Source organism: Arthrobacter nitrophenolicus, assembly GCF_000332815.1.
In the GTDB taxonomy this organism is placed as follows: domain Bacteria; phylum Actinomycetota; class Actinomycetes; order Actinomycetales; family Micrococcaceae; genus Arthrobacter; species Arthrobacter nitrophenolicus.
On record NZ_AOFD01000024.1, the window covers coordinates 26,483 to 50,580 of the forward strand.

Here is a 24,098-nt window from a genome sequence, read left to right on the forward strand (position 1 = left end):
CTGGTCGTGCGTGACATAGACGGTGGTGATTCCGAACTCGCTCTGAAGGTCCTTGAGCTGCTGCCGGAGCTGGTGGCGGAGCTTGGCGTCCAGGTTGGACAGCGGCTCGTCCAGCAGCAGGATCTTGGGCCTCAGCACCAGGGCCCGCGCCACGGCCACGCGCTGCTGCTGACCGCCGGACAGTTCCGCCACGTTCTTGGCCAGCTGCTCGTCGCTCAGTTCCACCCGGCGGGCGATGTCCCGCACCAGGCGGTCACTGTCCGCCGTCTTCTCCTTCCGCACCCGGAGCCCGAACGCGATGTTCTCCACACGCTCATGCTGGGAAAAAGCGCGTAATTCTGGAACACCATGCCCACCAGGCGTTTGTCGCTGGAAAGCCGGGTGACATCCTTGCCGTCCACCCGGACGGTTCCCCTGGCCGGCTGGATGAACCCTGCCAGGGTGCGCAGCGCCGTCGTCTTCCCGCATCCGGAAGGGCCCAGCAGGGTGAAGAATTCACCAGGCCGGACGTGCAGGTCCAGGTTGGGGATGGCGGTGAAATCGCCGAAGGTAACTTCGATGTTGTCCAAGCGGATCATGGCAAACCTGTCTGGTGGTGCGGCCCAAAGCGGAAGGGGAAAGCTGCCGGAAACCGGACTACGTCATGTACTCCAGTTCGATCTTCTCCACCCAGGCGCCCATGTTCTCCTGCACGAACTCCCAGTCGATGTCCTGCTGCTTGAGGTCGGCGAAGAAGTCCACAACCTCGGGGTTGGCCTGGGCCGCGGCACCCTCGTTGACAGGCATGGAGTTGAACTGTTTGGCGAACTGGCCTTGCACGTCCGCGCTGCCGAACCAGTCAATGAACTTCTGGGCCTGTTCCTTCTTCTCCGTGCCCTTGACGAGGGCAATCTGCTCGACCGCGAGGGGGACGCCCACTGAGGGAATGACCGTCTCAACGTTGACATTGAAGGATTTCTCGCGGTCGGCGATGATCGAGGACGGCATCTGCCCCATGTCCACCTCGCCGGAGGCAATGCGGGCAAAGAGGTCAGTCTTCGCCACCGCGGGACTGCCGTTCTGGAAGTACTGTTCCACCTGCTTCCACCCCTCATCCGAGATGCCCAGGTCGCCCGAATCGTCGCGGTAGCGGCTGAGGATGCCGGCGAAGACGAGCTGTGCGGTGGCGGTGCCCAGGCCTGTCACGCGCTCGTAGCGGTCCTTGAACTCGTCCTTGGTCCACAGGTCCGTCCAGTCCTGCGGGGCCGCGTCCTTGGAGATCTTGTCCGAGTTGTAGCCCAGCAGGATGGCCTGCTTGACCAGCGGCCAGTACGTCTCGCCGTCGGCCAGTTCTTCGTCCACTTCGCCCGCCCAGGAGGCTCATAGGGTTCCAGAACGTCCTCGGCCTTGATCTGGGAGAAGTACATGTTGTTCAGCCCGAACGCGACGTCGGCGATGGGGTTGTTCTTTTCGGCGATGAGTTTGTTGGTGGCGTCCGCACCGCCGGCACCCACAATTTCGATCTTGAACCCGGCCTCGGCGGCTTGGCGGTCAGCCAGTCGCCGCGGCCCTCTCCATTGGAGTTGGTGTACACCACCAGGGTGTCGCCGGAACCGCCGGCAGGGGCGGAGGCGTCGCCGGAAGCGGCCGGGGAGGTGGTGCTTCCGCCGCACCCGGCGAGAAGGGTGACGGCGACGGCGGCGGCAACCAAAGTCTGCAATTTACGCACGATCAGGACTCATTTCTGACTGGAACCGGAGCATGTCCGCACAGCCTATAGCGGGGCAGGCGGAATGCGGGGCTGTTATTGCTATCGATTCGATAAACAGCCCGGCTGTCCAATGTGGTCCAGTCGCGGGAACTGATGGAGGCGTGCGGATTAACGCCGGGTGAAAGGTCAGTCCTGGGTGATGGTCTCCGTTAAATGGTGCGTGGGGATGCGGTCCCGGTCGTAGGTGATCTCCGTGTAGCCGTGGGGCTCGGGCCTTCCGGCCGGGCTCAGGTTCACGAACACAATCTCTTCGATGGTGAGGATGCTCTGCCGGGTGATCATGTTCCGGACTTCGGCCCGCATGGTCAGGGAAGTCCGCCCGAACCTGGTGGCCGTCAGTCCCATCTCGATGAGGTCGCCCTGGACTGCCGAACTTACAAAGTTGATTTCGGAAATGTACTTGGTGACCGCCCGGCCGTTGCCCAGTTGAAGGATGGCGTAGATCGCCGCTTCCTCGTCGATCCACTTCAGCAGCTGCCGCCAAACAAAGTCCCGTTCGCGTTCAGGTCCTCGGGGCGCACCCATTTGCGGGTGCGGAAGGTGATGTCTGCTGTTTCCATAGGCCGAGATTAGCTGAGGGCCGGAAGGCTTTGCGGAGTGTGACGGCCCCAGCCGCCCCTAGGCCATGGCCGTATGGGCGGCACTGCGCGCGTGGATGCTCTTGGCGTAGCAGTATGAGTGCTCCACGCCCACATACGGGCCGAAGTTGGGCACCGGCTCGAACCCGGAATTCTGGTAGAAGGTCCGGCCGTCCGGCTGGGCGGAACCGGCCTCGGCCTTGATGCGCGTGATCCCCTGCTTGAACGCCTCCGCTTCCAGCGCCGCGAGGATGGAGCTGGCAACGCCCGAGCCGCGCGTGTAGGGGACCACGTACAGCCGTTTGATCTCCGCAATGGTCGGGTCGAGGAGTCGCAGGCCGCCGCACCCTACGGGTTGGCCGGATCCCTTGTCATAGGCCACGATGAAGACGGCGCAGTCGGCGCTCGACGGCGGGGTGCCGGGTTCGTGGTCCGGGGTGCCGAAGCGGGCATCAAGTTCCGCCTGCTGCGCGCGGCGCAGATCTGCCCCGACGGGGTTCGACCAGGGAACCTGGCGGATGTTCAGCCTTGGATTGGTCTGCATAGTTGCCTCGTTTCGCCGGAGGGTTATGCACTAAAAGGCTAGAAGCATGCGGTTACGCGGGTGTTTCTTCCGGGTAAGGGGCTGGATAACACCAAGAGCCACCAATAGTCAGGTTACTTGGCAGTCTAGTTATCAGACGGTCTAAACTAATCCCATGGTTTCCACAGGTAACGAAGGCTCCGGCTACTGGTACGGTCCGGACGGGCAGCTGGACTACGGCGCTGCCGTTTTGAAGTCCCTGCGCGATTACCGCTCGGCAGAAACCAGCATGCGCCGCTCCACCAGGGATTCCATGGGAATGGGGGAGACCGACCTTCTGGCGCTGCGGTACCTCCTGCGTGTGCAGGCCTCGGGCAAGACCGTGGTGCCCAAGGACCTGAGCCAGTTCCTGGGCATCACCAGCGCCTCCACCACCTCGTTGATCGACCGGCTGGTGGCGAGCGGCCACGTCCGGCGCGAGGCCCATCCTTCGGACCGCCGCTCCGTCGTGGTTGTGCCCACTGTGGAATCGGACCAGGAAGTGCGCGAAACACTGGGCGCCATGCACCGCCGAATGATGGCTGTGGCGGAGAGCCTGACCGCGGATGAGGCGCGCATCGTTGTGGAATTCCTGGAGCGGATGACCGAGGCGGTCAGCGCCCAGGAGGCCACGCACGCCAAAAGTAGCTAGATGCACTAGCTAGTTTGACTAGTAATATGTAAGCTTACGATCAACCCTTGAATGAACTGCCCGATGGAGTCGTGAGCGCGTTGATCACTTTTACCGAAGTTTTGCCGCAGCAGAGCAGCGGAATGCACTGCGGAATGCCCATGGAACTGGTGACTCCCGCCCTCGGGGGTGCCGCCGTGCTTTACACCTTCGAGCCTGTTGGACAAGGAGCCGTGGAGCTGCCCCCGGTCTGGCGCTGCAGGTGCGGTTTCCAGCTGGACGCCTGGCAGCCCTCTGCCCAGGCCGCCGGGCACACCTCCGCTGCCTCCGATCCCGCCCGGGCCACTGCGCCGTACGCCGCATGAACACCCCCGCCCTTGCACCCCCGGTTCATGGGCGCCGCGCAACGCTTCCTGACGGGGACGGGATCCTGGCTGGCCGGTTTCGGCTGCGGGAACGTCTGGGACGCGGATCCGTTGCGGAGGTCTTCCGTGCTGTGGACATGAACGGCGGGCCGGACGTTGCAGTCAAGGTGGCGGTGGAGAACTCGGAGAAGCAGCACGGGCGTATCGGCAACGAAGCGGCTGTCCTGGCCGCCCTTCACCATCCGTCCATCATCAGGTTCATCGCGCAAGGCGTGATGCCGTCCGGCGGCCCGCGCGGCGGACTGCCGTTCGTGGTGGAGGAACTTGCGCTGGGAACCAGCCTTGCAGAGGCCGTCCGCAGCAACCGCAGTCAACCCGACGAGGTAGCCGGCTGGGCTGTCGGGCTGTTCGGTGCGCTCGCCCACCTTCATGGCCGTGGCCTGGTGCACCGGGACGTCAAGCCCGCCAACCTGATGCTGAGCGGACTGCGGCGGAGCCCGGTGCGGATCATCGACTTTGGGATCGCCGCTGCCGCCGGATCGGCGCCGGAACCTGGCATGTCCTCCGGCACCGTGCACTACATGAGCCCGGAACAGGCATCCGGCGGCGAGACTGAAACGTCCTGGGACGTCTACTCGATGGGGCTTGTCCTGTTGGAGCTCCTGACCGGGACTAAGGCATTTCCCGGAACCGCGATCGAGTCGCTGGTGGCCAGGACGCTCCGCAGCCCCCATGTTCCGGACTGGCTGCCGCCCGGCTGGCAGACCTTCCTCCGCTCCCTGACGGCGATGGAAAGCGGGGAGCGGCCGACGGCGGCGGAGGCCGCGCGCATGGCCTCCCGGCTTCTTCCCAAACCCGCCGAAGAGGGCTTCAGTCCCTGCCGCAGGATGGCTGTTTTTCCTGCCCGCAGGATCCGGCAGTTGGTCTAGGCGCCTGTTGCGTCACTGCCCGTAGGGTCCGCTGCCGTTGGATCGGCAAGTGACAGTCCGCCTACCGGGCTGCCGTCCCAGTGGATCAGCTTCCATCCGACGTCCGGGTCACCTTCAAGGGCCACGATTCCCGTGTTGGCCAACACGTGGCGGGCTGCGAATTCATGGTCCACGTCGCCGGCGCGGCGGCCCGCCCATGTACGGATCGCGGCGCCGTGGCTCACTACTGCGGCCGCCTGGTGCTGTGCGTCGAACGCCCGCTCCACAACCTGCCGGATCGCCGCATCAAACCGCTCAAAGAATGTGTGTCCGTCCGGACCGGCCGGCATGCGCTGGTCCAGGTCCCCCGCAGCCCAAGAGAACACGGTTCCCATGTAGCGCTTGTGGGACTCATGGTCAGTCAGTTTCTCCAGGGCCCCGGCTTCGATCTCGTGCAGGCCCTCAAGCACCTCGACGTCCAGGCCGTGCACACGTGCCAGCGGAGCAGCCGTGATTTGGGTCCTGATCAGCGTTGACGCGTACAGGGCCCCGATGGGCTCATTGGCCAGGGACCGCGCCATGGCCTCGGCCTGCCGCTCACCAAGTTCCGTCAGTCCGGGCCCCGGGTGGGCGGTATCCAACTGGCCGAGGACGTTGCCGGGGGTCTGTCCGTGGCGGATGAGCAACAGCTTCATGCTCTCAAGTTTCGCACCCCGGGCACCTGGCTGAGGACCTGCCCACTGTCCCCGGGCAGAGCGAAGGCGCTGGCCTTCCCAGGCCAGGCGCCGTCGTCGTAATTCTCCTGCCCCTGCGGGGCGGGCTACTTGAGGTGGTCCACCAACTGGTCCGCGATGCCCGTGTACTTGCCGGGTGTGAGTGCGAGCAGGCGTGCCTCGGCTTCGGTGGAAAGGCCGAGGCTCTGCACGAACTCCCGCATGCGCGCGGCATCCACGCGCTGGCCGCGGGTGAGGTCCTTGAGCCGCTCGTAGGGGTTCTCCATGCCCTTGACGCCGGCGACGGCCTCGGCACGCATGACCATCTGGATGGCTTCGCCCAGGACTTCCCAGTTCGTGTCCAGGTCGCCGGCCATCACGTCCTCTGCAACATCCAGGCGCTCCAGGCCCTTGGCCACGTTGGAGATGGCCAGCAGCGAGTGGCCGAAGGCCACGCCGATGTTGCGCTGGCTGGAGGAGTCCGTGAGGTCGCGCTGCCAGCGGGACGTCACCAGGGTTGCCGCCAGGGTGTCCAGCAGGCCATTCGAGATTTCCAGGTTCGCTTCGGCGTTCTCGAAGCGGATCGGGTTGACCTTGTGCGGCATGGTGGAGGAGCCGGTGGCGCCCGCAACCGGGATCTGCGCGAAGTAGCCGATGGAGATGTAGCTCCAGATGTCGGTGCAGACGTTGTGCAGGATGCGGTTGAAGCGGGCCACGTCGGCGTACAGCTCGGCCTGCCAGTCGTGGCTTTCGATCTGGGTGGTAAGGGGGTTCCAGGTCAGTCCCAGGCCCTCCACGAAGGACCGGGAGACCTCCTGCCAGTCGGCGCCGGGAACAGATGCGACATGGGCGGCGTAGGTTCCGGTGGCACCGTTGATCTTGCCCAGGTACTCGGTCTTTGCGATCCGGTCCAGCTGGCGGTTCAGGCGGTGCGCGATGACCGCGAGCTCCTTGCCCAGGGTGGTGGGCGTGGCCGGCTGCCCGTGCGTCCGGGAGAGCATGGGAACGGAGCGGTTGTCCTCAGCCATTCTGCCGATCTGGGCCACCAGGGCGCTGGCGGCGGGCAGCCACACGTCCTCCACAGCACCCTTGACGCCGAGGGCGTAGGAGAGGTTGTTGATGTCCTCGGAGGTGCAGCCGAAGTGCACCATGGCCGTCAGGTTTTCGATGCCGATGCCGGGAAGGCGCCTGCCGATGTAGTACTCCACGGCCTTCACGTCGTGGACCGTGACCGCTTCGATTTCGGCGAGTTCGGCCACGGAGGCGGCGTCGAATTCGGTGACGATGGCGCGGAGCTGGTCCTGCTGGTCCTGGCTGAGCGCTCCGGCGCCCGGGAGCACGTTGTTGCTGGTCAGGTGGATGAGCCATTCAACTTCGACAGCCACACGGTCCCGGTTCAGGGCGGCTTCGGACAGGTAGTCCACCAGCGGTGCTACGGCGGACTGGTAGCGGCCGTCCAGGGGACCGAGGGCGATCTTTTCCTGTGACGCGGCGAGGGCCAGGCGTCCTGAGGGCGTACGTGTATCAGCTGTGGCGGCAGTTTCAGGCATGTGCTGATTGTTTCACGAACTCAGGTGGCCCCCGAAGCGTGCCTGCCCACGTTACTTGTCCACATAGTCGACGGCGGTGCTTCGGCTGGTCCCGGATTGTTCGTAGCGTGGGCGCAACAGCCAGAACGGCACGGGTATCAACGGCACCGGGAAGCCGGAGGAGGGGAGAACTCACATGGGGAACGACCCTGGCGGCAGTATCTGGGGTGTCACCGCGCAGCGCAGCGCCGAAGTACAGCAGCTCGCTGCTCGGCTCATTCTCTGTGAGGCCCGGGCAGAAGAAGTACTTGCGGGGTTTCGGGAGATCCAAATGCAGGAATGGCAGTCTCCGGCCGGCCAGGCCTACCGGAACACGGTCAGCCTCCAGGCCGCGGCCATGCGTCGGGTCCTCGACTCCCTCCACGAAGCGGCAAGCTCGGTGACGAGCCACGCGAGGGCGGTGCTGGCGTCCGAGTGTAATTACGGCGGGCCATCCTGATGGGGGAAGAAACCCCGTCGGACACAGGAGCGGCCTTCCGGCTGTCCCGTCCAGCCGGGGAGGGCAACATGGTCATCTCCGGAGGCATCGGTGGATTCAGCTTCCAGCTTGAGGAACTGGCCTCCGGTTCAGCCCGACTGGATGACCTGGCATCCCGGCTCGGAGCCGTAGAGGGCGACGCGTGGCGGGTGTGGCAGGAACTGGCGCAATTCCAGAATGAGCCCCGGTCCACGGGAACGGCAGCCCTCCTTGCGGTGGGTGCCGCGAATGAGGCCCTCCGTGCCGTTCGGACTGAGCTCCAAGGGATCAGCAGCCGGGTGCGCCAGTGCAGGCATGATTACGAAGCGGCGGAAGCCCGGTCCCGGACGTTCAGGAGCCTCGGAATGTGGAGCCCTGCGGCGGAACTGGAGAAGCACGCCGACTTTTGGCGGACAGGATTCCTCAACCGAAATGCCGCCGAGATGCTGGTGGGCGACTCCGTTGCTGCACTGGCAGCACTCAAGTCCCTGGTCGAGGGTGGAATTCCAGGTCTGAGGCCGGAACCGCTCGACGTGCGGCAGGAGGAAAGCGTTCCGATAAGCCTTAAGGCTTCACCTGCCGGCCTCCTGGAGCGGATCCGGCTGATCGAACAACGGGGCAGCGGATACATCGAGGTTGTCGAAGTTGACCAGGACGGCCGAAAGGCGTACGTGGTGGTCATCCCGGGCACACAGATGGCGGAGGAAGACTCCGGCCGCAATCCCTTCGATCTCGGTGGGATAGCAGACGGGCTGGGCAGTAATTCAGCGGTCGTCAATGCCGCCGTTGTCCAGGCGCTTCGGTCGGCTGGAGCGGAACCCGGATCGCCGGTGGTCGCTGCCGGCTACAGCCAGGGCGGAATTCACGCCATGAATCTGGCGGCCGACCAGCAGTTTCGATCCGAGTACGACATGAAGTATGTCGTCACGGCGGGATCACCCGTCGGCCGGATAACACCGCCGCCTGACGTCAACACCCTCCACCTGGAACATCGGACCGACTGGGTCCCCGGGAGCGACGGCTCACCCAATGCGGACACCGCCAACCAGGTCACGGTGACAATGACCAACGACCTTCACGTCCGGGTAGGGGAGGATGTGGGACTGGGCCCTGGCCACAGTTTCGATGGGTACCAGGAAGCCGCACGCCTGGTCGCCGGCAGCAGCGATCCGTCCCTTGTGCATTCCACCGCGGTGCTGGCAGGAGTCCTGGGAGCGGGCGGGACGGCCACGGCTACCAGGTACTCCCTGTCCCGCACCAAGGGCCCCACTCCCACGCTCGCGCCCCAAGACCCCCGCGCCCATGAGCGGGGGCATGGCGGCCGGTAGGGCCGGCCCTGCGGGCTAGCGCTTCCGTGCCCCTGGCAGGACGCTGGCCACCATCGAAACCAGCGAGATGATGATTGCCGCCAGCACAGCTGTCCAGAAGAAGGAGTCGATGGTGAACTCCACCGGCGTGTAGCTGCTGATCCAGGACGTCAGGTAGAGCATGGCTGCATTGATGATGATTGTGAACAGGCCCAGGGTCAGGATGGTGAGGGGCAGGGCGAGGAACCTGACCAGCGGCCTGACGAAAGCGTTTACGATGCCGAAGATGGCGCCAATGAACAGGTAGGCCAGGACGAGCCCGACGGCGTCGGTGCCCTCTGTGACGCCGCGTTCGGCAACGGCCTCGGAGGCAGCGGAGCTGGAGATTTCCAGTCCCGGCAGAATCCAGCTCGCCACCCACAGCGCTGCGGCGTTGATGATGATCCGAAGAATGAAGGAGCCCATGGAACCATGCTTGCACAGGGCACTGTGCGCGGGCTTACAAGACGGAGAGAAGTAGTCTGGGTTGCATGACGTCTTCAGAGGCCCCGGCCGACGGGATTCCGCCGCGCCCGGTGGTGGGCCGGCTGCCCCGCTATGCGGCAGGGAAGCCGCCGGCCGCCGTCGAAGGACTGGCCAGCTACAAGCTCTCTTCCAATGAGAACCCGCTTCCGCCGCTCCCCGCCGTTGTGGAGGCCATCGCGCGCCAGCAGGACTTCAACCGCTACCCGGACCCGCTCAGCAGCCGGTTGCGGGAGGCCCTTGCCGAATTCCTGGACGTCCCGGCGGAGGACATCGTCACCGGTGCCGGCAGCCTGGGCGCGCTGAACCAGGTCCTGGCCACGTTCGCAGGCCAGAACGACGATGGCAAGCCCGATGAGGTCATCTACGCCTGGCGGTCGTTCGAGGCCTATCCCATCAGCGTTGGCCTGGCAGGCGCCGAGAGTGTCCGCATCCCGGTCACCGCCGATGGCCGGCACGATCTGGCAGCCATGGCCGCCGCCGTCACTGCCCGCACCAAGGTGATCCTCCTGTGCACGCCCAACAACCCCACCGGTCCCGCGCTGGCAGCAGCAGAGACTGAAGCCTTCATCGCTCCGTGCCTTCCAGCGTTGTGGTGGTCATCGATGAGGCTTACCAGGAGTTCGTCCGGGCAGCCGACGCCGTGGATGGCCTGGCCCTCTACCGCAAGTACCCGAACGTGGTGGTGCTCCGCACGTTTTCCAAAGCCCATGGCCTGGCAGGGCTTCGGGTGGGCTACAGCGTGTCCAACCCGGGGCTCACACAGCACCTGAGGGTGGCTGCCACCCCGTTCGCCGTGTCGCAGATTGCAGAAAAGGCAGCAATAGTTTCGCTGCAGAATTTCCCGCAGGTTGTAGAAAGGGTACAAATGCTCGTGGATGAGCGGACCCGGGTGGCGGCCGGCCTGCGGGACCTGGGCTGGACTGTTCCCGATGCCCAAGGGAACTTCGTGTGGCTGGCCCTGGGTGCCGAAAGTACCCGTTTCGCAGACCTGGCCGCTGCCCGGGCCCTGTCCGTCAGGGCGTTCCCGGGCGATGGGGTCAGGGTCAGCATCGGCGAGCAGGAGGCCAATACGAGATTCCTGCAGTTGTGTGCGGACTATACAAAGCCCTCAGGTCCTTCCTAGCGCTTAACAAGTACTCCCGTGCCTACCTACTGAAGATAAAGTTAGGATCAGTAAGCCAATGTATATGCCGCAACGGGAATGTATTCCGTAAGAGGCATATATCCCAGCGACATTGCATTGCATCCGGATGCGGCAAGCAAGGAGACGGTATGGGCACACATCTGCCTTCCACCGAGTTCGACGGAACAGCGGTAGACGACCAGCGGGAAGCTGACGCGGAAGCCGTCATGGGCGAGCCCCCGGCGCAGATGGTGCAGCTGCTGGGACCTGACGGGAAGCTCGGCGCTGACCCGGTCTACAGCCAGTACGCGGACAAGCTCACGCCGGAGCGCCTGCGCGGGCTGTACGCGGACATGGCCGCAATCCGCCGGTTCGATGTTGAGGCCACCGCCCTCCAGCGGCAGGGGCAGCTGGCCCTGTGGGTTCCGCTCACAGGACAGGAAGCAGCCCAGATCGGATCGGGCCGGGCGAGCCAGCCGCAGGACTACATTTTCCCCACGTACCGGGAACACGGCGTCGCGCTGACCAGGAACGTTGACCTTGCTGAACTGCTCCGCCAGTTCCGCGGTGTATCCAACGGCGGCTGGAATCCGAAGGACACCAACTTCCACCTCTACACCCTGGTCCTCGCCGCCCAGACACTCCACGCAGTGGGCTATGCCATGGGCATCCAGCGGGACCAGAAGCTGGCCGCAGCGGCCGGCGGGGCCCGCCAGGAACCGGACGCCGCAGTGATCGCCTACTTCGGCGACGGCGCCAGTTCCGAGGGCGACGTCCACGAATCCATGGTGTTCGCCTCCTCCTACAACGCCCCTGTGGTGTTTTTCTGCCAGAACAACCACTGGGCCATTTCCGTCCCCACCAACGTGCAGACCCGCGTACCGCTGTCCAACCGCGCCAAGGGCTATGGCTTTCCCGGCATCCGCGTGGACGGCAACGATGTCATCGCGGTGCACGCCGTCACGGAGTGGGCCCTGGAGCACGCCCGGCAGGGCAAGGGTCCTGTCCTGATCGAGGCCTTCACCTACCGCGTTGGCGCGCACACCACTGCCGACGATCCCACCAAGTACCGCCCTTCGGCCGAGGAAGACGCCTGGCGTGCCAAGGATCCGCTGCTCCGGCTGGAGAAGTACCTGCGTGCCGAGGGCCTGGCGGATGACGACTTCTTTGCCAGGGTCAAGGCCGACGGCGACGAACTCGCGGCCTATGTCCGGCGCACCACCCATGACCTCGAGACTCCGGACATCCGCTCCGCCTTTGCCAACACCTACGCTGAGGCCCACCCCCTGGTGGCCGAGGAACTGGCATGGTTCGAAGAATACGAGGCCGGCTTTGCCGGTGTTGATTCCTCCGCGGAACAGGGACAGGCAGCAGCAAAGGCAGGCCACTGATGACCACCATGACCATCGCCAAGGCGATCAACCAGGGCCTGCGCGCCACCCTGGCCGGCAACCCCAAGTCACTCCTGATGGGCGAGGACATCGGCCCCCTCGGCGGCGTGTACCGGGTGACCGACGCTGATCGGCGAGTTCGGCCCCGACCGTGTCGTGGACACCCCGCTGGCTGAGTCCGGCATCATCGGCACCGCCATCGGCCTGGCCCTGCGCGGCTACCGGCCGGTCTGCGAGATCCAGTTCGACGGGTTCGTCTTCCCCGGCTTCAACCAGATCACCACCCAGCTGGCCAAGATGCACGCCCGCAGCAACGGCAACCTCACGGTGCCGGTGGTCATCCGCATCCCCTACGGCGGCGGCATCGGGTCCGTGGAGCACCACTCGGAATCACCCGAAGCGCTGTTCGCCCACACCGCAGGGCTCCGGATCATCACCCCGTCCAACCCCCACGACGCCTACTGGATGATCCAGCAGGCCGTGGACTGCCAGGACCCGGTGATCGTCTTCGAGCCCAAGCGCCGCTACTGGCTCAAGGGCGAGGTTGACACCGAAGCGCCGGGCCACGCCGCCGATCCCTTCAAGGCCCATGTCCTTCGGGAAGGCACCGACGCCACCGTCGTCGCCTACGGGCCACTGGTCCCCGTTGCCCTCGCCGCCGCCAACGCGGCCGAGGAGGACGGCCGCAGCGTGGAGGTCATCGACCTCCGCTCCATCTCGCCGCTCGACTTTGACACGGTCACCGCCTCCGTACGGAAGACCGGACGCCTGGTCGTCGCCCATGAGGCGCCTACCTTCGGAGGGATCGGCGGCGAGATCGCGGCCCGCATCAGCGAGCGGGCCTTCCATTCGCTTGAAGCCCCCGTTATCCGCGTTGGTGGCTTCCATATGCCGTACCCCGTCGCGAAGGTGGAGGAAGACTACCTTCCGGACATCGACCGCATCCTGGAGGCGCTGGACCGCGCCCTCTCCTACTGAGGACACCATGACTCTCAACAAGTTCAACCTGCCCGACGTCGGCGAAGGCCTGACCGAGGCCGAGATCGTCTCCTGGAAGGTCAAGCCCGGCGACGCCGTTGCCATCAACGACGTCCTCTGCGAGATCGAAACCGCCAAGTCCATCGTGGAACTGCCGTCCCCCTTCGCCGGGACCGTCACTGAGCTGCTGGTCCCGGAAGGGGTGACCATCGACGTCGGGACGGCCATCATCAGCGTCAGCGACAAAGTGGAAGGCGATCCCACGCCCGCTGACGTTCGCGCCCCGGAAGCACCCGTGCAGCCGCTGTACGGCACGCTCCCTGCCGACGAGGAGGGCGCAAGGGACGACGCCGACGCGCAGGACAATGCCCCGACCGGCGGTCCGCTGGTGGGTTCCGGCCCCAAGGCCGACGCCGTCAAGCGCCGCCCGCGCAAGGTGCAGCCCTCTGCCGCCGTGACCGTCAACGCACCCGAGGTGGAACCGGTCCAGCCCCATACGCCGGCGGAGGTCAGCCAAGCCCCACGCCCCGCCGCTTCCGCCCCGGCGGACGCCATCGACAACCGGCCCACCCTGGGCGGCACCATTACCGGGCTGGTCAACCGGGTCCTGGCCAAGCCTCCCGTGCGGAAGATTGCCCGGGACCTGGGCATCGACCTGGCGGATGTGGTGGCTACCGGTTCCCGCGGCGAGGTAACCCGGGAGGACCTGGTCAGCTACCAGGCCCAGCGCGACGCCGAACTGGACAAGGCGGACGGCTTCTGGGGCAAGGCGGGCAAGCCGCAGGACCAGCGGATTGAACGGATTCCGGTCAAGGGTGTCCGCAAGGCCACGGCCAAGGCGATGGTGGAGTCGGCCTTCTCCGCTCCGCACGTCAGCATCTTCGTGGACGTCGACGCCAGCCGGACCATGGAGTTCGTCAAGCGGCTCAAATCGTCACGGGACTTCGAGGGCATCCGGGTTTCGCCGCTGCTGATCCTGGCCAAGGCCGTCATCTGGCTGCCGCACGGAACCCCAGCGTCAACGCCACCTGGGTGGACAACGCCGACGGCACCGACGCCGCCGAGATCCACGTCAAGCACTACATGAACCTGGGCATCGCCGCTGCAACACCGCGAGGCCTGATGGTGCCGAACATCAAGAACGCCCAGGACCTGTCCCTCAAGGAATTGGCCCTCGCGCTGAACAACCTTGCCACCACTGCACGGGCCGGCAAGACCCAGCCCGCCGAAATGCAGGGCGGCACGCTCACCATCACGAACATCGGGGCGCTGGGCATCGACACGGGGACGCCCATCATCAACCCCGGCGAGGTGGCCATCGTGGCGTTCGGCACCATCAAGCAGAAGCCCTGGGTCCTTGACGGTGAGGTCATCCCGCGCTGGATCACCACCCTTGGCGGCTCCTTCGACCACCGGGTGGTGGATGGTGACCTGTCCGCACGCTTCATGGCAGACGTTGCGGCCATCCTGGAAGAGCCCGCGCTGCTCCTGGACTAAGGGACGTGGTTGTCAACAGCAACACCATCCGGGCGAAAAACAGGACCGCCAGATGGCTGACCGAGGCGTTCCAGCCGCCCGTGGTGGTCAGCATCCAGCTGCTGGTCAGCCCGCTGACGGAGGACGGGTTCCCCGGAACCATGGTGTACGGGGCGCTGGCAGCCGTGTTCGTCTGCGTGCTGCCGCTGATCCTGCTGCTGGTCCTGGTGCGGCTTGGAAAGGTCACAGACCACCACGTCAGTGACAGGAAACAGCGGGCACCGGTCCTGCTCATGGCGCTGGGCTCGATCCTGGCCGGGCTGCTGGTCCTGGAGGCGGCGGGGGCGCCACGGAGCGTTGTTGCCATGGTCCTCGCCGTGGTCGGCGGGGTGGTGGTCCTGGCCGCTGTCAGCCCGTTCTGGAAAATGAGCGGCCATGCAGCAGCCATTTCCTGCTCTACCGTTATCGCCGTCCTGATGCTGGGGCCGGCGTGGGCCCCGCTGCTGCTTCTGGTACCGGCGGTCGGCTGGTCGCGCGTGGTGCTTCGCGCGCACACCGTGGCTCAGGTGGTGGCAGGCTCACTCTTCGGGGGAGTGGTGATGGCGGGCATCTGGTGGATGCTTCAGGGCCTGATGGCGCCGTAGGACATCGTGGTGAACATCTCGAGGGCGGCCGGATCGGCGGTGTTCCCCAGGGCCACAGCCGCAGCCGTCAGCAGCACGCCCATCGCGGCAGCCATTCCGGCCCACGCCGTCAGCAGCTTCCAGTCCTCGCGCAGCACGCTGCCTACGGTTTCGGGAAGCTGCAGGTCAGGGGCAATGAGGTTCGGCGCACTGTCAACGCTGCCGTCATCCAGCAGTGCCACGACGGTTCCGTTGCTGCGGTCAACCCGCATGGAGCAGATGTGGTTTCCGTGGCGGGCCAGGAGGATGTCGTGGCCTACGAGCTGGCGGCGCTGGAGAGTGATCAATGGTGCCCCTTGGTAGTGGTGTCTGCTGTTGTCCGCACCGTTGGGGCCTGATTCAATTTTATCTTTGCGCTCAGGGCTTAAATGGCGTATAGCGCGTGAGAACGGACACCCCCCGGGGCGACCTTGGCCACCAGGGGGAGTGTCCGCGGTAACTCCTAGTCGGCGTCGTACGTGTTGGCGATGTAGACGTCACAGGGCGCGTTGTGGGCCACGCTGTTCGCCACGCTGCCCAGGACCCGGCCGATGCCCTGCATCCTGCGGTTTCCCACCACGATGATGCGGGCCTCCATCCGGATGGCCTCCTTGATCAGGGCGTCAGCAGGGCGGCCGCGGGCAGCCGAGTACGTTACCTTCCCGCCGCCTCCCAGTGATTCCGCCACTGTCCGCGCAACATGCTCGGCGGCGTCGGCGTCGGAGACGATCCACTGGTCGCTTCCGCTGCCAAACACCTCTGTCCTGTCACTGTCGAAGGCCGTCACCACATGGAGCGAGGCATCCAGGGCGAGGGCCAGGTCCCGGGCGGATTCCGCCGCCTTCTTTGCCGTTCCGCTGCCGTCAACCCCAACAACGATGATTCCACTCATATGTTTGCTCCTTTGCTTGGTTCCGCGGCACTGGTGTGGCCAACGCTACAGCGCGGCGATGGCTTCCTGAAGCACCGGCGCCAGCCGGCGCACGCCCTCGGTAATAGCCTCGGGGGGCACCGCGCTGAAGGCGAGGCGCAGCTTGTTGGACGGCTCGTCCGACGGCGTGAAGGCGGCGCCGGGGATAAAGACCACGCCCGCGTCAATCGCCTTGTGCAGCAGCGGGTAGGTGTCCAGGCCTTCCGGGAGGGTCACCCAGACAAAGAAGCCACCCTCCGGGGTGGTCCAGGTTGTCCCCGCGGGCATGAATTCCTTCAAGGCGGCCAGCATCGCCTGGCAGCGCTCGGCGTACAGGCTCCGGTAGGTCTCGATCTGGCCCTTCCAGTCGTAGTCGCGGAGGTAGGCGGAGACGAGCATCTGGTTCAGGGTGGGCGGGCACAGCGTGACGGATTCAGCGGCAAGGTAGTACCGGCGCTGCAGGTGTTCGGGCACCAGGGCCCAGCCGATGCGCAGGCCCGGAGCGAAAATCTTGGAGAACGACCCCATGTAGATGACGTCGTCGGCGTTATCGGCACGCAGCGGAGGCAGTGGCTCGCCGCTGTAGCGCAGCAGCCCATAGGGGTTGTCCTCAAGGACCAGAATATTCGCCTTGCGGCATATGTCGACGACCTGCTGGCGGCGTTCCTTTGCCAGCGTGATACCGGAGGGGTTGTTGAAGTTGGGGATGGTGTAGAGGAACTTGATGCTCTTGCCGGACAGCTGCAGCGCCGCGATTTTTGCCTCCAACAGTTCCGGGACCAGGCCGGATTCGTCCATGCCCACCGTTTCCACCTGCACCTGGTAGGACTCGAATGTGTTGAGCGCGCCCACATAGGTCGGGTCTTCCACCAGCACCACGTCCCCCGGATTGCAGAAGACCTTCGTGGCTACGTCCTGCGCTGACTGGGAGCCGGCGGTGATCACCACGTTCTCTGGCAGGGCATCCAGGATTCCTTCGGCGGCCATGACATCGCAGATTTGGGTCCGCAGCTCCAGGGTCCCCTGGCCGGTCCCGTACTGCAGCGCGGTCAGGCCGTCCTCTGCAATGATCCGGGCCGCCGTGGCACCCAGCCGCTCCAGCGGCAGCGACTGGAGGTAGGGGCTTCCGCCGGCAAGGGAGACCAGGCCCGGGCGCATGGAGATGTCAAAGACGTCGCGAACCGCGGACTGGCGGATGTTCGCGGCCCGGTCCGAGAACAGTTCCTCGTGCCGGTGCGCCGATGTGGCGGCCCGTTCGATCGCATCTATTGCTTCCGCTGGCAGCGTCCCGGTTGCGTCGATTGTTTCGTGGCTCACACCGACAGGATACAGCCGGGGGTTGCCTAAAAAGCAACACCTGTTGCAAATTAGTGCCTACGGGCTAGTCCTGGCGCAGCACCTCGGAAAGGGGCTGTCCATTTACGTAAACGTCCGCCCTGATGGCGCCAACGGCGGCCACGGCGGTGTGGGTCAACTGGGCCTCCACTCGCGGAACGTCGCAGGCGCCCCCAAGGCTGAGCGTTCCGGCCAAGTAGACCGTGACGGTGGTCCCGTCGAAGCTCCCGGACAGGAACGTCAGCTCGGAGCCGTCCAAGGCGTTGTAAACATCCGACACCTCGATCGGATCCAGCGGAATGTCGGCGTCTCCGGCCCCTTGGAGCAGGGCGTTCATCGCCGCAGTCAGCAGGGGCTCGGTCCCGGGTGCGGCCCGGGCCAGTCCCACCAGGCTGTCGTTGCAGCCGAAACGCACGCCGCTGCTGCCGCCGTCGTCAAGGAGGACGTAGTAAGCGGTAAGCATCCGTGGTGCCGCGGGGTTCACAGGAGGACTCGACTTGGCGGGGGACGGGGACCGTGTTGCGGCTGTTTCCCTCGGCCGCGCCGCCTCCGGGACGGACAGGCCCTGGGGTGGTGCCATTGCAGGGGGACTGGTCGAGGGCCGGGTTGGGGTTGGGGCGAGGGTGGGTTCGGGCGGCGTGGTGGGAGTGCCGGCCGGGGCTGGCTCCTGAGGCTGCGGCGCGGGAGCGGTGGGGACGGGAGTCGGTGCAGGGCTGCTGACGGAACCGCTGCCCGGGTTGGGGGAGGCGGCGGAGGGTGTTTGTGGGGCCTGGTTCACGCAGGAGGCAAGGAGCAGCGGAAGGGCGAGGGCTGCCGCCGCCCAGCGCTTCCTTGTCCGGCGCCTCCCGGCGCTCCGCCCTGCTGCCATGACTGCACCGCGATCCCGTTCCGGTACGTTTCGTGCATCAATGCTACGGCTGGCCCTTCCGGGTGCGTATGTCCGGGAGGTACCGGTTGGGACAAGAGTTGGTCACGGTGTCCGCAGGCGGCAACGCCCGGTCCGTCGGAGGGCGGACCGGGCGTTGCCCGCGGGATATTGCGCCTTAGGCTGCGGGTGCGGCAGCAGCAAGGGCATCGAATACGCCCTTGATCTGCTCAACCACTTCGGCGTCGTCCTTGGGGTGGACTTCGGCGAACCGGACCATCGAGCCGGGGACGGCCAGCTTCACGTCCTCGAGGACCTGGCGCCGGCGATGCCCGCGGCCTTGCGGGCCTCGTCCTGGGCCCAGACGCCGCCGTACTGGCCGAACGCAGTTCCGACGACGGCGGTGGGCTTGCCGGCGAGGGCGCCGGCGCCGAAGGGGCGGGACAGCCAGTCGATGGCGTTCTTCAGGGCGGCGGGCACCGTGCCGTTGTGCTCGGGGGTTACCAGGAGGACGGTGTCGGCTTCGCTGGCTGCCGAACGGAGGGCGGCGGCAGCGGCGGGAACCTTGCCTTCAACGTCGATGTCCTCGTTGTAGAAGGGGATATTGCCCAGGCTTTCATGGATGACGACGTCCACCTGCTCGGGGGCGTTGAGCTGGATTGCCTCCGCCAGTTTCTGGTTCGTGGATTCGGCACGCAGGCTGCCGACGAGAGTCAGTACTTTGCTCTTGGTCATAAGAACTCCTTGTCTTGGTGGCAGCGGGGCGCCGCTTGCCGGTTTTCTCTGAGGCTGGTCATGCCTTTCACCAGGCTAAACGGACCACGGTCCGTTTCTATTCCCGGGGGCTAGAATGACGCTGTGAGCCTCATCCCACTGCGGCCGGGCATGACGCCGGCGACGGCAGCTGAACGCAGTGACGCCGCCCGCAACCGGGAGCGGCTGCTGGCGGCCGCCCGGGAGATCATCCAGGAGGGCGGCGCACAGGCGCTCACTATGGACCGTCTCGCGGAGCGTGCCGGAGTGGGCAAAGGAACTGTATTCCGCCGGTTCGGCAGCCGGGCCGGCCTCCTGCTGACGCTGCTCGACGACTCCGAAGCGGCGTTCCAGGAGCGCTTCCTGTTTGGTCCACCTCCCCTGGGGCCGGGCGCTCCCGGCCTTGAGCGGCTTGTTGCTTTCGGGGCGGCGCGGATCGCGTATGTGGTGGAGTTCGGCGACCTTGTGCTCGCGGCGGAGAACGCCTCGCGCAGCAGCCGCTTCGAGGTGCCGGCAGCGGCGCTCTGGCACCGCCATATCGAAGTGCTGCTCCGCGAAGAAGGCTTCACCTCCGACCCATGGCTAATGGCGGGCTCCCTGGGCGCTGCCCTGGACCCCGGGCGGCTTCTGAACCTGGTGCGGGTCCACGGGATTACCGCTGACAGGCTGGCTGCGTCGTGGCAGGATCTTGTCACACGGGTGGTCAAAGGCGCATAGATTACGCGGGCAGATGCCCCAGCGTCCAGTCAAATCAACTTCACAGAATTATTCATAACAATCTGGTACCCGCGGGTAGCTTTCGCCCCGGTCGCCCGCAAATTCGCTGGCGGCCTGTGGTAGTTTCCTCTGGAATGTGACCCGCGACATAGTCCGCCAGGACGCCCGGCCAGGGTGCGGGTCGCCAGCTACCCGCTGGCAATGGATCCGGTGACGCGGTACAACTCCCGCTGATCCGGTGGGGACGGAAGGATCCAGATAGCGTGCTCAGGTATCTCGCGCGGCGCGGCCTCATTTACGTGGTCATGATCTTCCTGACGACGTCCGCGGGCTACTTCCTCGCGGTGAGTTCCCTGAAGCCTGCATTGCTCGAGCAGGAACGCATTCCGCGCCCCACTCCCGAACAGGTTGCTGCCTCGATGCGGCTCAAAGGGCTGGACCCGGACCTGAGCCCCTGGGAGCGCTACGTCGACTGGCTGACCGCCATCGTTACCCGGTGGGACTGGGGCAGGAGCCCCAACGGGGCCTTCATCAACGCGGAGTTCGGCGACAGGGTATGGATCTCCACCAGGCTGTTCCTCGCATCCATCATCCTGACCCTTGTCATCGGCGTGGCCCTGGGGGTCTACTCCGCCGCCCGGCAGTACAAGTTCCAGGACCGGGTCATCACGTCGTACAGCTACCTTGCCTACATCGTGCCCGCACCCATCGCCTACTTCCTGGTGCAACTGGGGGCTATCAATATCAACGAGTCCGTGGGTGAACGCATCTTCTTCGTCACCGGCATCTCCACCCCCGGGATTGAACCGGGCTGGGCGCAGTTCGTGGACATGCTGGCGCATTACGCGGTCCCCACCGTCGCAATCACCCTGGTGGGATGGGGTTCCTACCAGATCGCCCAGCGCCAGTACCTACTGGACAACGTGAATGCGGATTTCGTCCGGACGGCCCGCGCCAAGGGGCTCAGCCGCAACCAGGCCATAACCCGGCACGCGCTGCGGGTCTCCTTCATCCCGGTGGCACAAAGTATCGCCTTCACCATCCCGGCCATCTTCGCCGGCGGATTCTTTGCGGAAAAGATCTTCGCCTGGCCCGGCGTTGGCTCCTGGAGCATTGACGCCATTTCGCTGCAGGACGTCAACGCCGCCACGGCCACGCTCGCCTACGGCTCGGTCATTTTCGCCCTGGGAGCCATCCTGGCGGACTTTGCCACCACCCTGGTTGACCCGAGAGTGAGGGTGCAGTAGCCGTGACCAACCTCAACGCCGTCGATCCGGCAGCAGCGGCGCAGGATGCGCACCTGGAAGGCGCCGACGTCGTCATCGGCAAGTCCACCATCATCTTCCGCCGGTTCATGCGGAACAAGACAGCCGTGGCCGGCCTGGCCATCTTCCTTGCCCTGACCCTGTTCTCCTTTGTGGGCGGGTACTTCACGCCCTGGGACAAGGAAACCATCGACCCCTTCAACATCGGGATGCCGCCGTCCGCCGAGCATTACCTGGGCACCTCCCAGGCGGGCATCGACCTCTACGCCATGACGGTGGAGGGAACCCGGATCTCCATCCTGATCGGCCTGGTGGTGGGACTTGTTTCGGTCCTTATAGCCGCGGTCTACGGCTGCACCATGGCCTACTTCGGCGGCAAAGTGGACAAGCTGATGCTTTTCGTCCTTGAAGCGCTCATCATGATGCCGGCACTCCTGGTGGTTGCCGTGGCCACCAGCGGCGGCGGAGCGGGGCTCAAACAGGACCTGCCCTCCTGGCTGCTGCTGATCATCGTCCTGCTGGTCTTCAGCTGGATGGGAACCGCACGCCTCATCCGGTCACTGTCCATGTCCCTCATGCAGCGGGACTTCGTCAAGGCGGCCCAGTACATGGGAGTGCCGCCGCGCCGGATCATCTGGCGGCACCTGGTGCCGAACATCGGCTCGCTGCTGGTCCTGGACATCACCCGCGGCGTCACCGCCGCCATCCTTGCGGAGGTTGCCTTCTCCTTCATTGGCATCGGCATCAAGCTCCCGGACGTCAGCCTCGGCGTGCTGATCGGCGGCGCCACCTCCCAGGTCCAGACGTTCCCCTGGATGTTCTGGGTGCCCCTGACCGTCATGTTCCTCCTCACCGGGTCCCTGGCCATGATGAACGACGGCCTGCGTGACGCCTTCGACCCCAGCTCCAGTTCCAGCGGCAAGGCGAGGAAAAAGAGGGCCAGGAACAACGGAACCGACCAGTCACTCGTGCAGAAGAAGGCGTCATGAGCAGCGAAACCACCGCCGGGCCGGCGGAGTCCGCAGGGTTGCCGGCGGAGCGGCTCCACGTTGCCGGGCTTGCGGCCCCCAGCGACGCCGTGCTGTCGGTCCGCGACCTGCACGTCCGCTTCACCTCCGAAAACGGGATGGTCCACGCCGTCCGCGGCGTGGACTTCGACCTGATGGCCGGCAAGACGCTTGGCATCGTGGGGGAGTCCGGTTCCGGCAAGTCCGTCACCTCCCTGGCCATCATGGGACTCCTGCCCGCCGCCGCGGAGGTCTCCGGCTCCGTCCGGCTTAACGGCCGGGAACTGCTCGGCCTCAGCGACAAAGCCATGTGCGGTTACCGCGGCAATGAACTGGCCATGGTCTTCCAGGACCCGCTTTCCTCCCTGACGCCCGTGTACACGGTGGGCACCCAGATCATCGAAGCGCTCACCATCCACAACCCCGGCATGAGCAGGCAGGCGAAGGAAGCCCGCGCCGTCGAACTCCTGGCCATGGTGGGGATTCCCAGCCCCAAGGACAGGCTGCGGGCCTTTCCGCATGAATTCTCCGGCGGCATGCGTCAGCGCGTGATGATCGCCATCGCCATCGCCAACAACCCGCGGGTCCTGATCGCGGACGAGCCGACGACGGCGCTGGACGTCACCATCCAGGCGCAGGTCCTCGAGGTGCTCCACACAGCACAGGAAGAGACGGGCGCCGCCGTCGTCATGATCACCCACGACCTCGGCGTGGTGGCCGGGATGGCGGACGACATCATGGTCATGTACGCGGGCAGGCCGGTGGAGACCGGCGGGGTGGATGACATCTACTACAACCCGCGCATGCCGTACACCATGGGCCTGCTGGGGGCCGTGCCCCGGGTGGACGTGGCAGAAAAGACGTCCCTGGTGCCCATCGAGGGCATGCCGCCCAACCTGCTCCACCAGCCCACCGGCTGCTCGTTCGCCCCCCGGTGCCCGCTGGCCTCGGACCCGTGCCGTGCCGGGGAGCCCCCACTGTCGGCGGTCCCGGGCAGTGCACGGCACCGCGCCGCATGCATCAAATCGGAGTCGCTTGGAGCGGACGTGGACGCCCAGGACGTCTTTGCGGCTCCGCCGGTGCCCGTCTCCCGCTTCGATGCGATGCCGCGGGAGGAGCGCTCCGCAGTCCTGGAACTGAAGGACATCCGCAAGCACTTCCCGCTCACCAAGGGAGCCCTGCTCAAGCGCCGCATCGGCACGGTCAAGGCCGTGGACGGGATCAGCTTCGACATCCGCGAGGGGGAGTGCTTCTCGATCGTCGGCGAATCAGGTTCGGGAAAGACCACCACGCTCCTGGAAATCATGGAGTTCCACAAGGACCAGGACGGCGAGGTGGTCATCGGCGGCCTGAGCAACAAGCAGGCCGCGGACGCCAGGACCAAAAGCGCGATGCGCCGGGAACTGCAAATGGTGTTCCAGGACCCCACCGGCGCCCTGGACCCGCGGTTCACCGTTTACGAAGTCCTCGCCGAACCGCTGCAGAACGCAGGCATGGACCGGCAGGCCATCAAGAAACGGATCATGGAGCTGATGAGGCTGGTGGGCCTGCAGCCGGACCATGTCAACCGCTTCCCCAACCAGTTCTCCGGCGGCCAGCGCCAGCGGATTGGCATTGCACGGGCGCTGGCCGTGAACCCCAAGCTGGTGGTCCTGGACGAGCCCGTCTCGGCCCTGGATGTTTCGGTGCAGGCGGGGGTCATCAACCTCCTGGACAGGCTCCGCGCCGAGCTGGGGCTGAGCTACCTTTTGGTGGCGCACGATCTTTCCGTGGTCCGGCACATCTCCAACCGGGTCGCCGTGATGTACCTGGGCAAGATTGTGGAGATCGGGGAGGTTGACCGGGTCTTCGGCAACCCGCGCCACCCGTACACCCGGGCCCTCCTGTCCGCCATTCCCGTACCTGACCCCCAGGTGGAACGCACCCGCGAACGGATCATCCTCAAGGGCGACCTGCCCTCCCCGCTGGACGCGCCCAAGGGCTGCAACTTCGCCACCCGGTGCCCTGTCTTCGCCGCCCTGCCGCCCGCAAAACAGGAAAAGTGCCTCAGCCTGGAGCCGCCGCTGGAGCCCGTGACGCCATCAGAGGCGGCACGGACCCTGGAGGCTGCCCCCGGGCCGTCGCCGGACCAGCGCTTTGCCTGTTTCTTCCCGGACGGACAGCTGGATGAAGACATGCTGGTAGTCCACGACACGGCGGACCACCATGCGCCCTAGGATTAGTCGACCCAT

The 24,098-nt window shown here is 65.7% G+C and carries 19 protein-coding genes and 7 pseudogenes; 14 read left to right on the forward strand and 12 right to left on the reverse strand.

The window, feature by feature from the left end; all coding sequences use genetic code 11:
* Positions 1 to 159 precede the first annotated feature (159 nt).
* The 4 genes and pseudogenes from G205_RS24025 to G205_RS10455 form a co-directional block, all read right to left on the reverse strand.
* Positions 160 to 578: pseudogene (locus G205_RS24025) on the reverse strand (ATP-binding cassette domain-containing protein); the annotation flags it as partial.
* Positions 579 to 636: 58 nt separating this feature from the next.
* Positions 637 to 1,708, reverse strand: a pseudogene (locus G205_RS10445) (extracellular solute-binding protein).
* A gap of 168 nt (positions 1,709 to 1,876) precedes the next feature.
* Positions 1,877 to 2,310: pseudogene (locus tag G205_RS10450) on the reverse strand (acyl-CoA thioesterase).
* Between the two features lie 58 nt (positions 2,311 to 2,368).
* On the reverse strand, positions 2,369 to 2,872 hold the full coding sequence (locus G205_RS10455; RefSeq protein WP_009357926.1) for a GNAT family N-acetyltransferase: 504 nt from the start codon (positions 2,870 to 2,872) through the stop codon (positions 2,369 to 2,371).
* Between the two features lie 154 nt (positions 2,873 to 3,026).
* On the opposite strand from G205_RS10455, the gene G205_RS10460 reads away from it, so the two are divergent.
* From G205_RS10460 to G205_RS10470, 3 genes are all read left to right on the forward strand, one after another.
* Positions 3,027 to 3,542 (forward strand): MarR family winged helix-turn-helix transcriptional regulator, encoded by a 516-nt coding sequence (locus tag G205_RS10460; protein WP_009357927.1) that lies wholly within the window; start codon positions 3,027 to 3,029, stop codon positions 3,540 to 3,542.
* A gap of 71 nt (positions 3,543 to 3,613) precedes the next feature.
* On the forward strand, positions 3,614 to 3,886 hold the full coding sequence (locus tag G205_RS10465) for a hypothetical protein (protein WP_152419565.1): 273 nt from the start codon (positions 3,614 to 3,616) through the stop codon (positions 3,884 to 3,886).
* Positions 3,883 to 4,815 (forward strand): serine/threonine-protein kinase, encoded by a 933-nt coding sequence (locus G205_RS10470; RefSeq protein ID WP_009357929.1) that lies wholly within the window; start codon positions 3,883 to 3,885, stop codon positions 4,813 to 4,815. Before G205_RS10465 ends, G205_RS10470 begins: the two co-directional genes overlap by 4 nt.
* Here G205_RS10470 and G205_RS10475 read toward each other — a convergent pair.
* Entirely contained in the window at positions 4,812 to 5,489 is a 678-nt protein-coding gene (locus tag G205_RS10475; protein WP_009357930.1) for a histidine phosphatase family protein, read from the reverse strand. The two genes, G205_RS10470 and G205_RS10475, sit on opposite strands and share 4 nt — an antisense overlap.
* A gap of 125 nt (positions 5,490 to 5,614) precedes the next feature.
* On the reverse strand, positions 5,615 to 7,057 hold the full coding sequence (purB, locus tag G205_RS10480) for an adenylosuccinate lyase (protein ID WP_009357931.1): 1,443 nt from the start codon (positions 7,055 to 7,057) through the stop codon (positions 5,615 to 5,617).
* Positions 7,058 to 7,232: 175 nt separating this feature from the next.
* On the opposite strand from purB, the gene G205_RS10485 reads away from it, so the two are divergent.
* Positions 7,233 to 7,535, forward strand: coding sequence for a hypothetical protein (locus G205_RS10485; protein WP_009357932.1), 303 nt, complete (start codon positions 7,233 to 7,235; stop codon positions 7,533 to 7,535).
* Positions 7,536 to 7,603: 68 nt separating this feature from the next.
* A complete protein-coding gene (locus G205_RS10490; RefSeq protein WP_235046860.1) occupies positions 7,604 to 8,881 on the forward strand; it encodes a hypothetical protein in 1,278 nt (425 codons plus the stop codon).
* A gap of 15 nt (positions 8,882 to 8,896) precedes the next feature.
* Here G205_RS10490 and G205_RS10495 read toward each other — a convergent pair whose 3' ends face one another.
* Positions 8,897 to 9,325, reverse strand: coding sequence for a phage holin family protein (locus tag G205_RS10495; protein WP_009357934.1), 429 nt, complete (start codon positions 9,323 to 9,325; stop codon positions 8,897 to 8,899).
* A 65-nt stretch (positions 9,326 to 9,390) separates the two neighbouring features.
* On the opposite strand from G205_RS10495, the pseudogene G205_RS10500 reads away from it, so the two are divergent.
* The 5 genes and pseudogenes from G205_RS10500 (at position 9,391) to G205_RS10520 (ending at position 14,997) form a co-directional block, all read left to right on the forward strand.
* Positions 9,391 to 10,508: pseudogene (locus tag G205_RS10500) on the forward strand (histidinol-phosphate transaminase).
* A gap of 149 nt (positions 10,509 to 10,657) precedes the next feature.
* Complete coding sequence (gene pdhA / locus G205_RS10505; RefSeq protein WP_009357935.1) at positions 10,658 to 11,899, forward strand: pyruvate dehydrogenase (acetyl-transferring) E1 component subunit alpha; 1,242 nt, start codon at positions 10,658 to 10,660, stop codon at positions 11,897 to 11,899.
* Positions 11,899 to 12,877, forward strand: a pseudogene (locus tag G205_RS10510) (alpha-ketoacid dehydrogenase subunit beta). Before pdhA ends, G205_RS10510 begins: the two are co-directional and overlap by 1 nt.
* A gap of 7 nt (positions 12,878 to 12,884) precedes the next feature.
* A pseudogene (locus tag G205_RS10515) lies at positions 12,885 to 14,374 on the forward strand (dihydrolipoamide acetyltransferase family protein).
* Positions 14,375 to 14,379: 5 nt separating this feature from the next.
* Positions 14,380 to 14,997 (forward strand): phosphatase PAP2 family protein, encoded by a 618-nt coding sequence (locus tag G205_RS10520; protein ID WP_009357936.1) that lies wholly within the window; start codon positions 14,380 to 14,382, stop codon positions 14,995 to 14,997.
* On the opposite strand, the gene G205_RS10525 is transcribed toward G205_RS10520, so the two are convergent.
* The 5 genes and pseudogenes from G205_RS10525 to G205_RS10545 all read right to left on the reverse strand — a co-directional run bounded on the left by G205_RS10525 (position 14,976) and on the right by G205_RS10545 (position 18,860).
* The gene (locus G205_RS10525; RefSeq protein WP_009357937.1) at positions 14,976 to 15,323 is read right to left on the reverse strand and encodes a hypothetical protein; all 348 of its coding nucleotides are present in this window, start codon (positions 15,321 to 15,323) and stop codon (positions 14,976 to 14,978) included. The genes G205_RS10520 and G205_RS10525 overlap by 22 nt on opposite strands.
* A gap of 155 nt (positions 15,324 to 15,478) precedes the next feature.
* Positions 15,479 to 15,907, reverse strand: coding sequence for a universal stress protein (locus tag G205_RS10530; protein WP_009357938.1), 429 nt, complete (start codon positions 15,905 to 15,907; stop codon positions 15,479 to 15,481).
* Positions 15,908 to 15,952: 45 nt separating this feature from the next.
* A complete protein-coding gene (locus G205_RS10535; RefSeq protein WP_009357939.1) occupies positions 15,953 to 17,242 on the reverse strand; it encodes an aminotransferase-like domain-containing protein in 1,290 nt (429 codons plus the stop codon).
* Between the two features lie 64 nt (positions 17,243 to 17,306).
* Positions 17,307 to 18,128: a GerMN domain-containing protein gene (locus G205_RS22750; RefSeq protein ID WP_235046861.1), complete on the reverse strand. Its 822-nt coding sequence runs from the start codon at positions 18,126 to 18,128 to the stop codon at positions 17,307 to 17,309.
* 175 nt (positions 18,129 to 18,303) lie between these two features.
* Positions 18,304 to 18,860, reverse strand: a pseudogene (locus G205_RS10545) (NAD(P)H-dependent oxidoreductase).
* Positions 18,861 to 18,983: 123 nt separating this feature from the next.
* On the opposite strand from G205_RS10545, the gene G205_RS10550 reads away from it, so the two are divergent.
* The 4 genes from G205_RS10550 to G205_RS10565 all read left to right on the forward strand — a co-directional run bounded on the left by G205_RS10550 (position 18,984) and on the right by G205_RS10565 (position 24,083).
* Positions 18,984 to 19,595, forward strand: a complete 612-nt coding sequence (locus G205_RS10550; protein ID WP_009357941.1) for a TetR/AcrR family transcriptional regulator — start codon at positions 18,984 to 18,986, stop codon at positions 19,593 to 19,595.
* A 263-nt stretch (positions 19,596 to 19,858) separates the two neighbouring features.
* On the forward strand, positions 19,859 to 20,842 hold the full coding sequence (locus G205_RS10555) for an ABC transporter permease (RefSeq protein WP_009357942.1): 984 nt from the start codon (positions 19,859 to 19,861) through the stop codon (positions 20,840 to 20,842).
* A 2-nt stretch (positions 20,843 to 20,844) separates the two neighbouring features.
* The gene (locus G205_RS10560) at positions 20,845 to 21,849 is read left to right on the forward strand and encodes an ABC transporter permease (protein ID WP_009357943.1); all 1,005 of its coding nucleotides are present in this window, start codon (positions 20,845 to 20,847) and stop codon (positions 21,847 to 21,849) included.
* Positions 21,846 to 24,083, forward strand: a complete 2,238-nt coding sequence (locus tag G205_RS10565; RefSeq protein ID WP_009357944.1) for a dipeptide ABC transporter ATP-binding protein — start codon at positions 21,846 to 21,848, stop codon at positions 24,081 to 24,083. The genes G205_RS10560 and G205_RS10565 overlap by 4 nt, the downstream gene beginning before the upstream one ends.
* The last annotated feature ends 15 nt before the right edge of the window (positions 24,084 to 24,098 follow it).

What these genes read in the sequence shown, in the direction of transcription:
- G205_RS10455 (WP_009357926.1), bottom strand. Translation starts at nt 2,872, where the DNA reads ATGCAGACCAATCCAAGGCTGAACATCCGCCAGGTTCCCTGGTCGAAC.
- G205_RS10460 (WP_009357927.1), top strand. Translation starts at nt 3,027, where the DNA reads ATGGTTTCCACAGGTAACGAAGGCTCCGGCTACTGGTACGGTCCGGAC.
- G205_RS10470 (WP_009357929.1), top strand. Translation starts at nt 3,883, where the DNA reads ATGAACACCCCCGCCCTTGCACCCCCGGTTCATGGGCGCCGCGCAACG.
- G205_RS10475 (WP_009357930.1), bottom strand. Translation starts at nt 5,489, where the DNA reads ATGAAGCTGTTGCTCATCCGCCACGGACAGACCCCCGGCAACGTCCTC.
- purB (WP_009357931.1), bottom strand. Translation starts at nt 7,057, where the DNA reads ATGCCTGAAACTGCCGCCACAGCTGATACACGTACGCCCTCAGGACGC.
- G205_RS10485 (WP_009357932.1), top strand. Translation starts at nt 7,233, where the DNA reads ATGGGGAACGACCCTGGCGGCAGTATCTGGGGTGTCACCGCGCAGCGC.
- G205_RS10490 (WP_235046860.1), top strand. Translation starts at nt 7,604, where the DNA reads ATGGTCATCTCCGGAGGCATCGGTGGATTCAGCTTCCAGCTTGAGGAA.
- G205_RS10495 (WP_009357934.1), bottom strand. Translation starts at nt 9,325, where the DNA reads ATGGGCTCCTTCATTCTTCGGATCATCATCAACGCCGCAGCGCTGTGG.
- pdhA (WP_009357935.1), top strand. Translation starts at nt 10,658, where the DNA reads ATGGGCACACATCTGCCTTCCACCGAGTTCGACGGAACAGCGGTAGAC.
- G205_RS10530 (WP_009357938.1), bottom strand. Translation starts at nt 15,907, where the DNA reads ATGAGTGGAATCATCGTTGTTGGGGTTGACGGCAGCGGAACGGCAAAG.
- G205_RS22750 (WP_235046861.1), bottom strand. Translation starts at nt 18,128, where the DNA reads ATGGCAGCAGGGCGGAGCGCCGGGAGGCGCCGGACAAGGAAGCGCTGG.
- G205_RS10565 (WP_009357944.1), top strand. Translation starts at nt 21,846, where the DNA reads ATGAGCAGCGAAACCACCGCCGGGCCGGCGGAGTCCGCAGGGTTGCCG.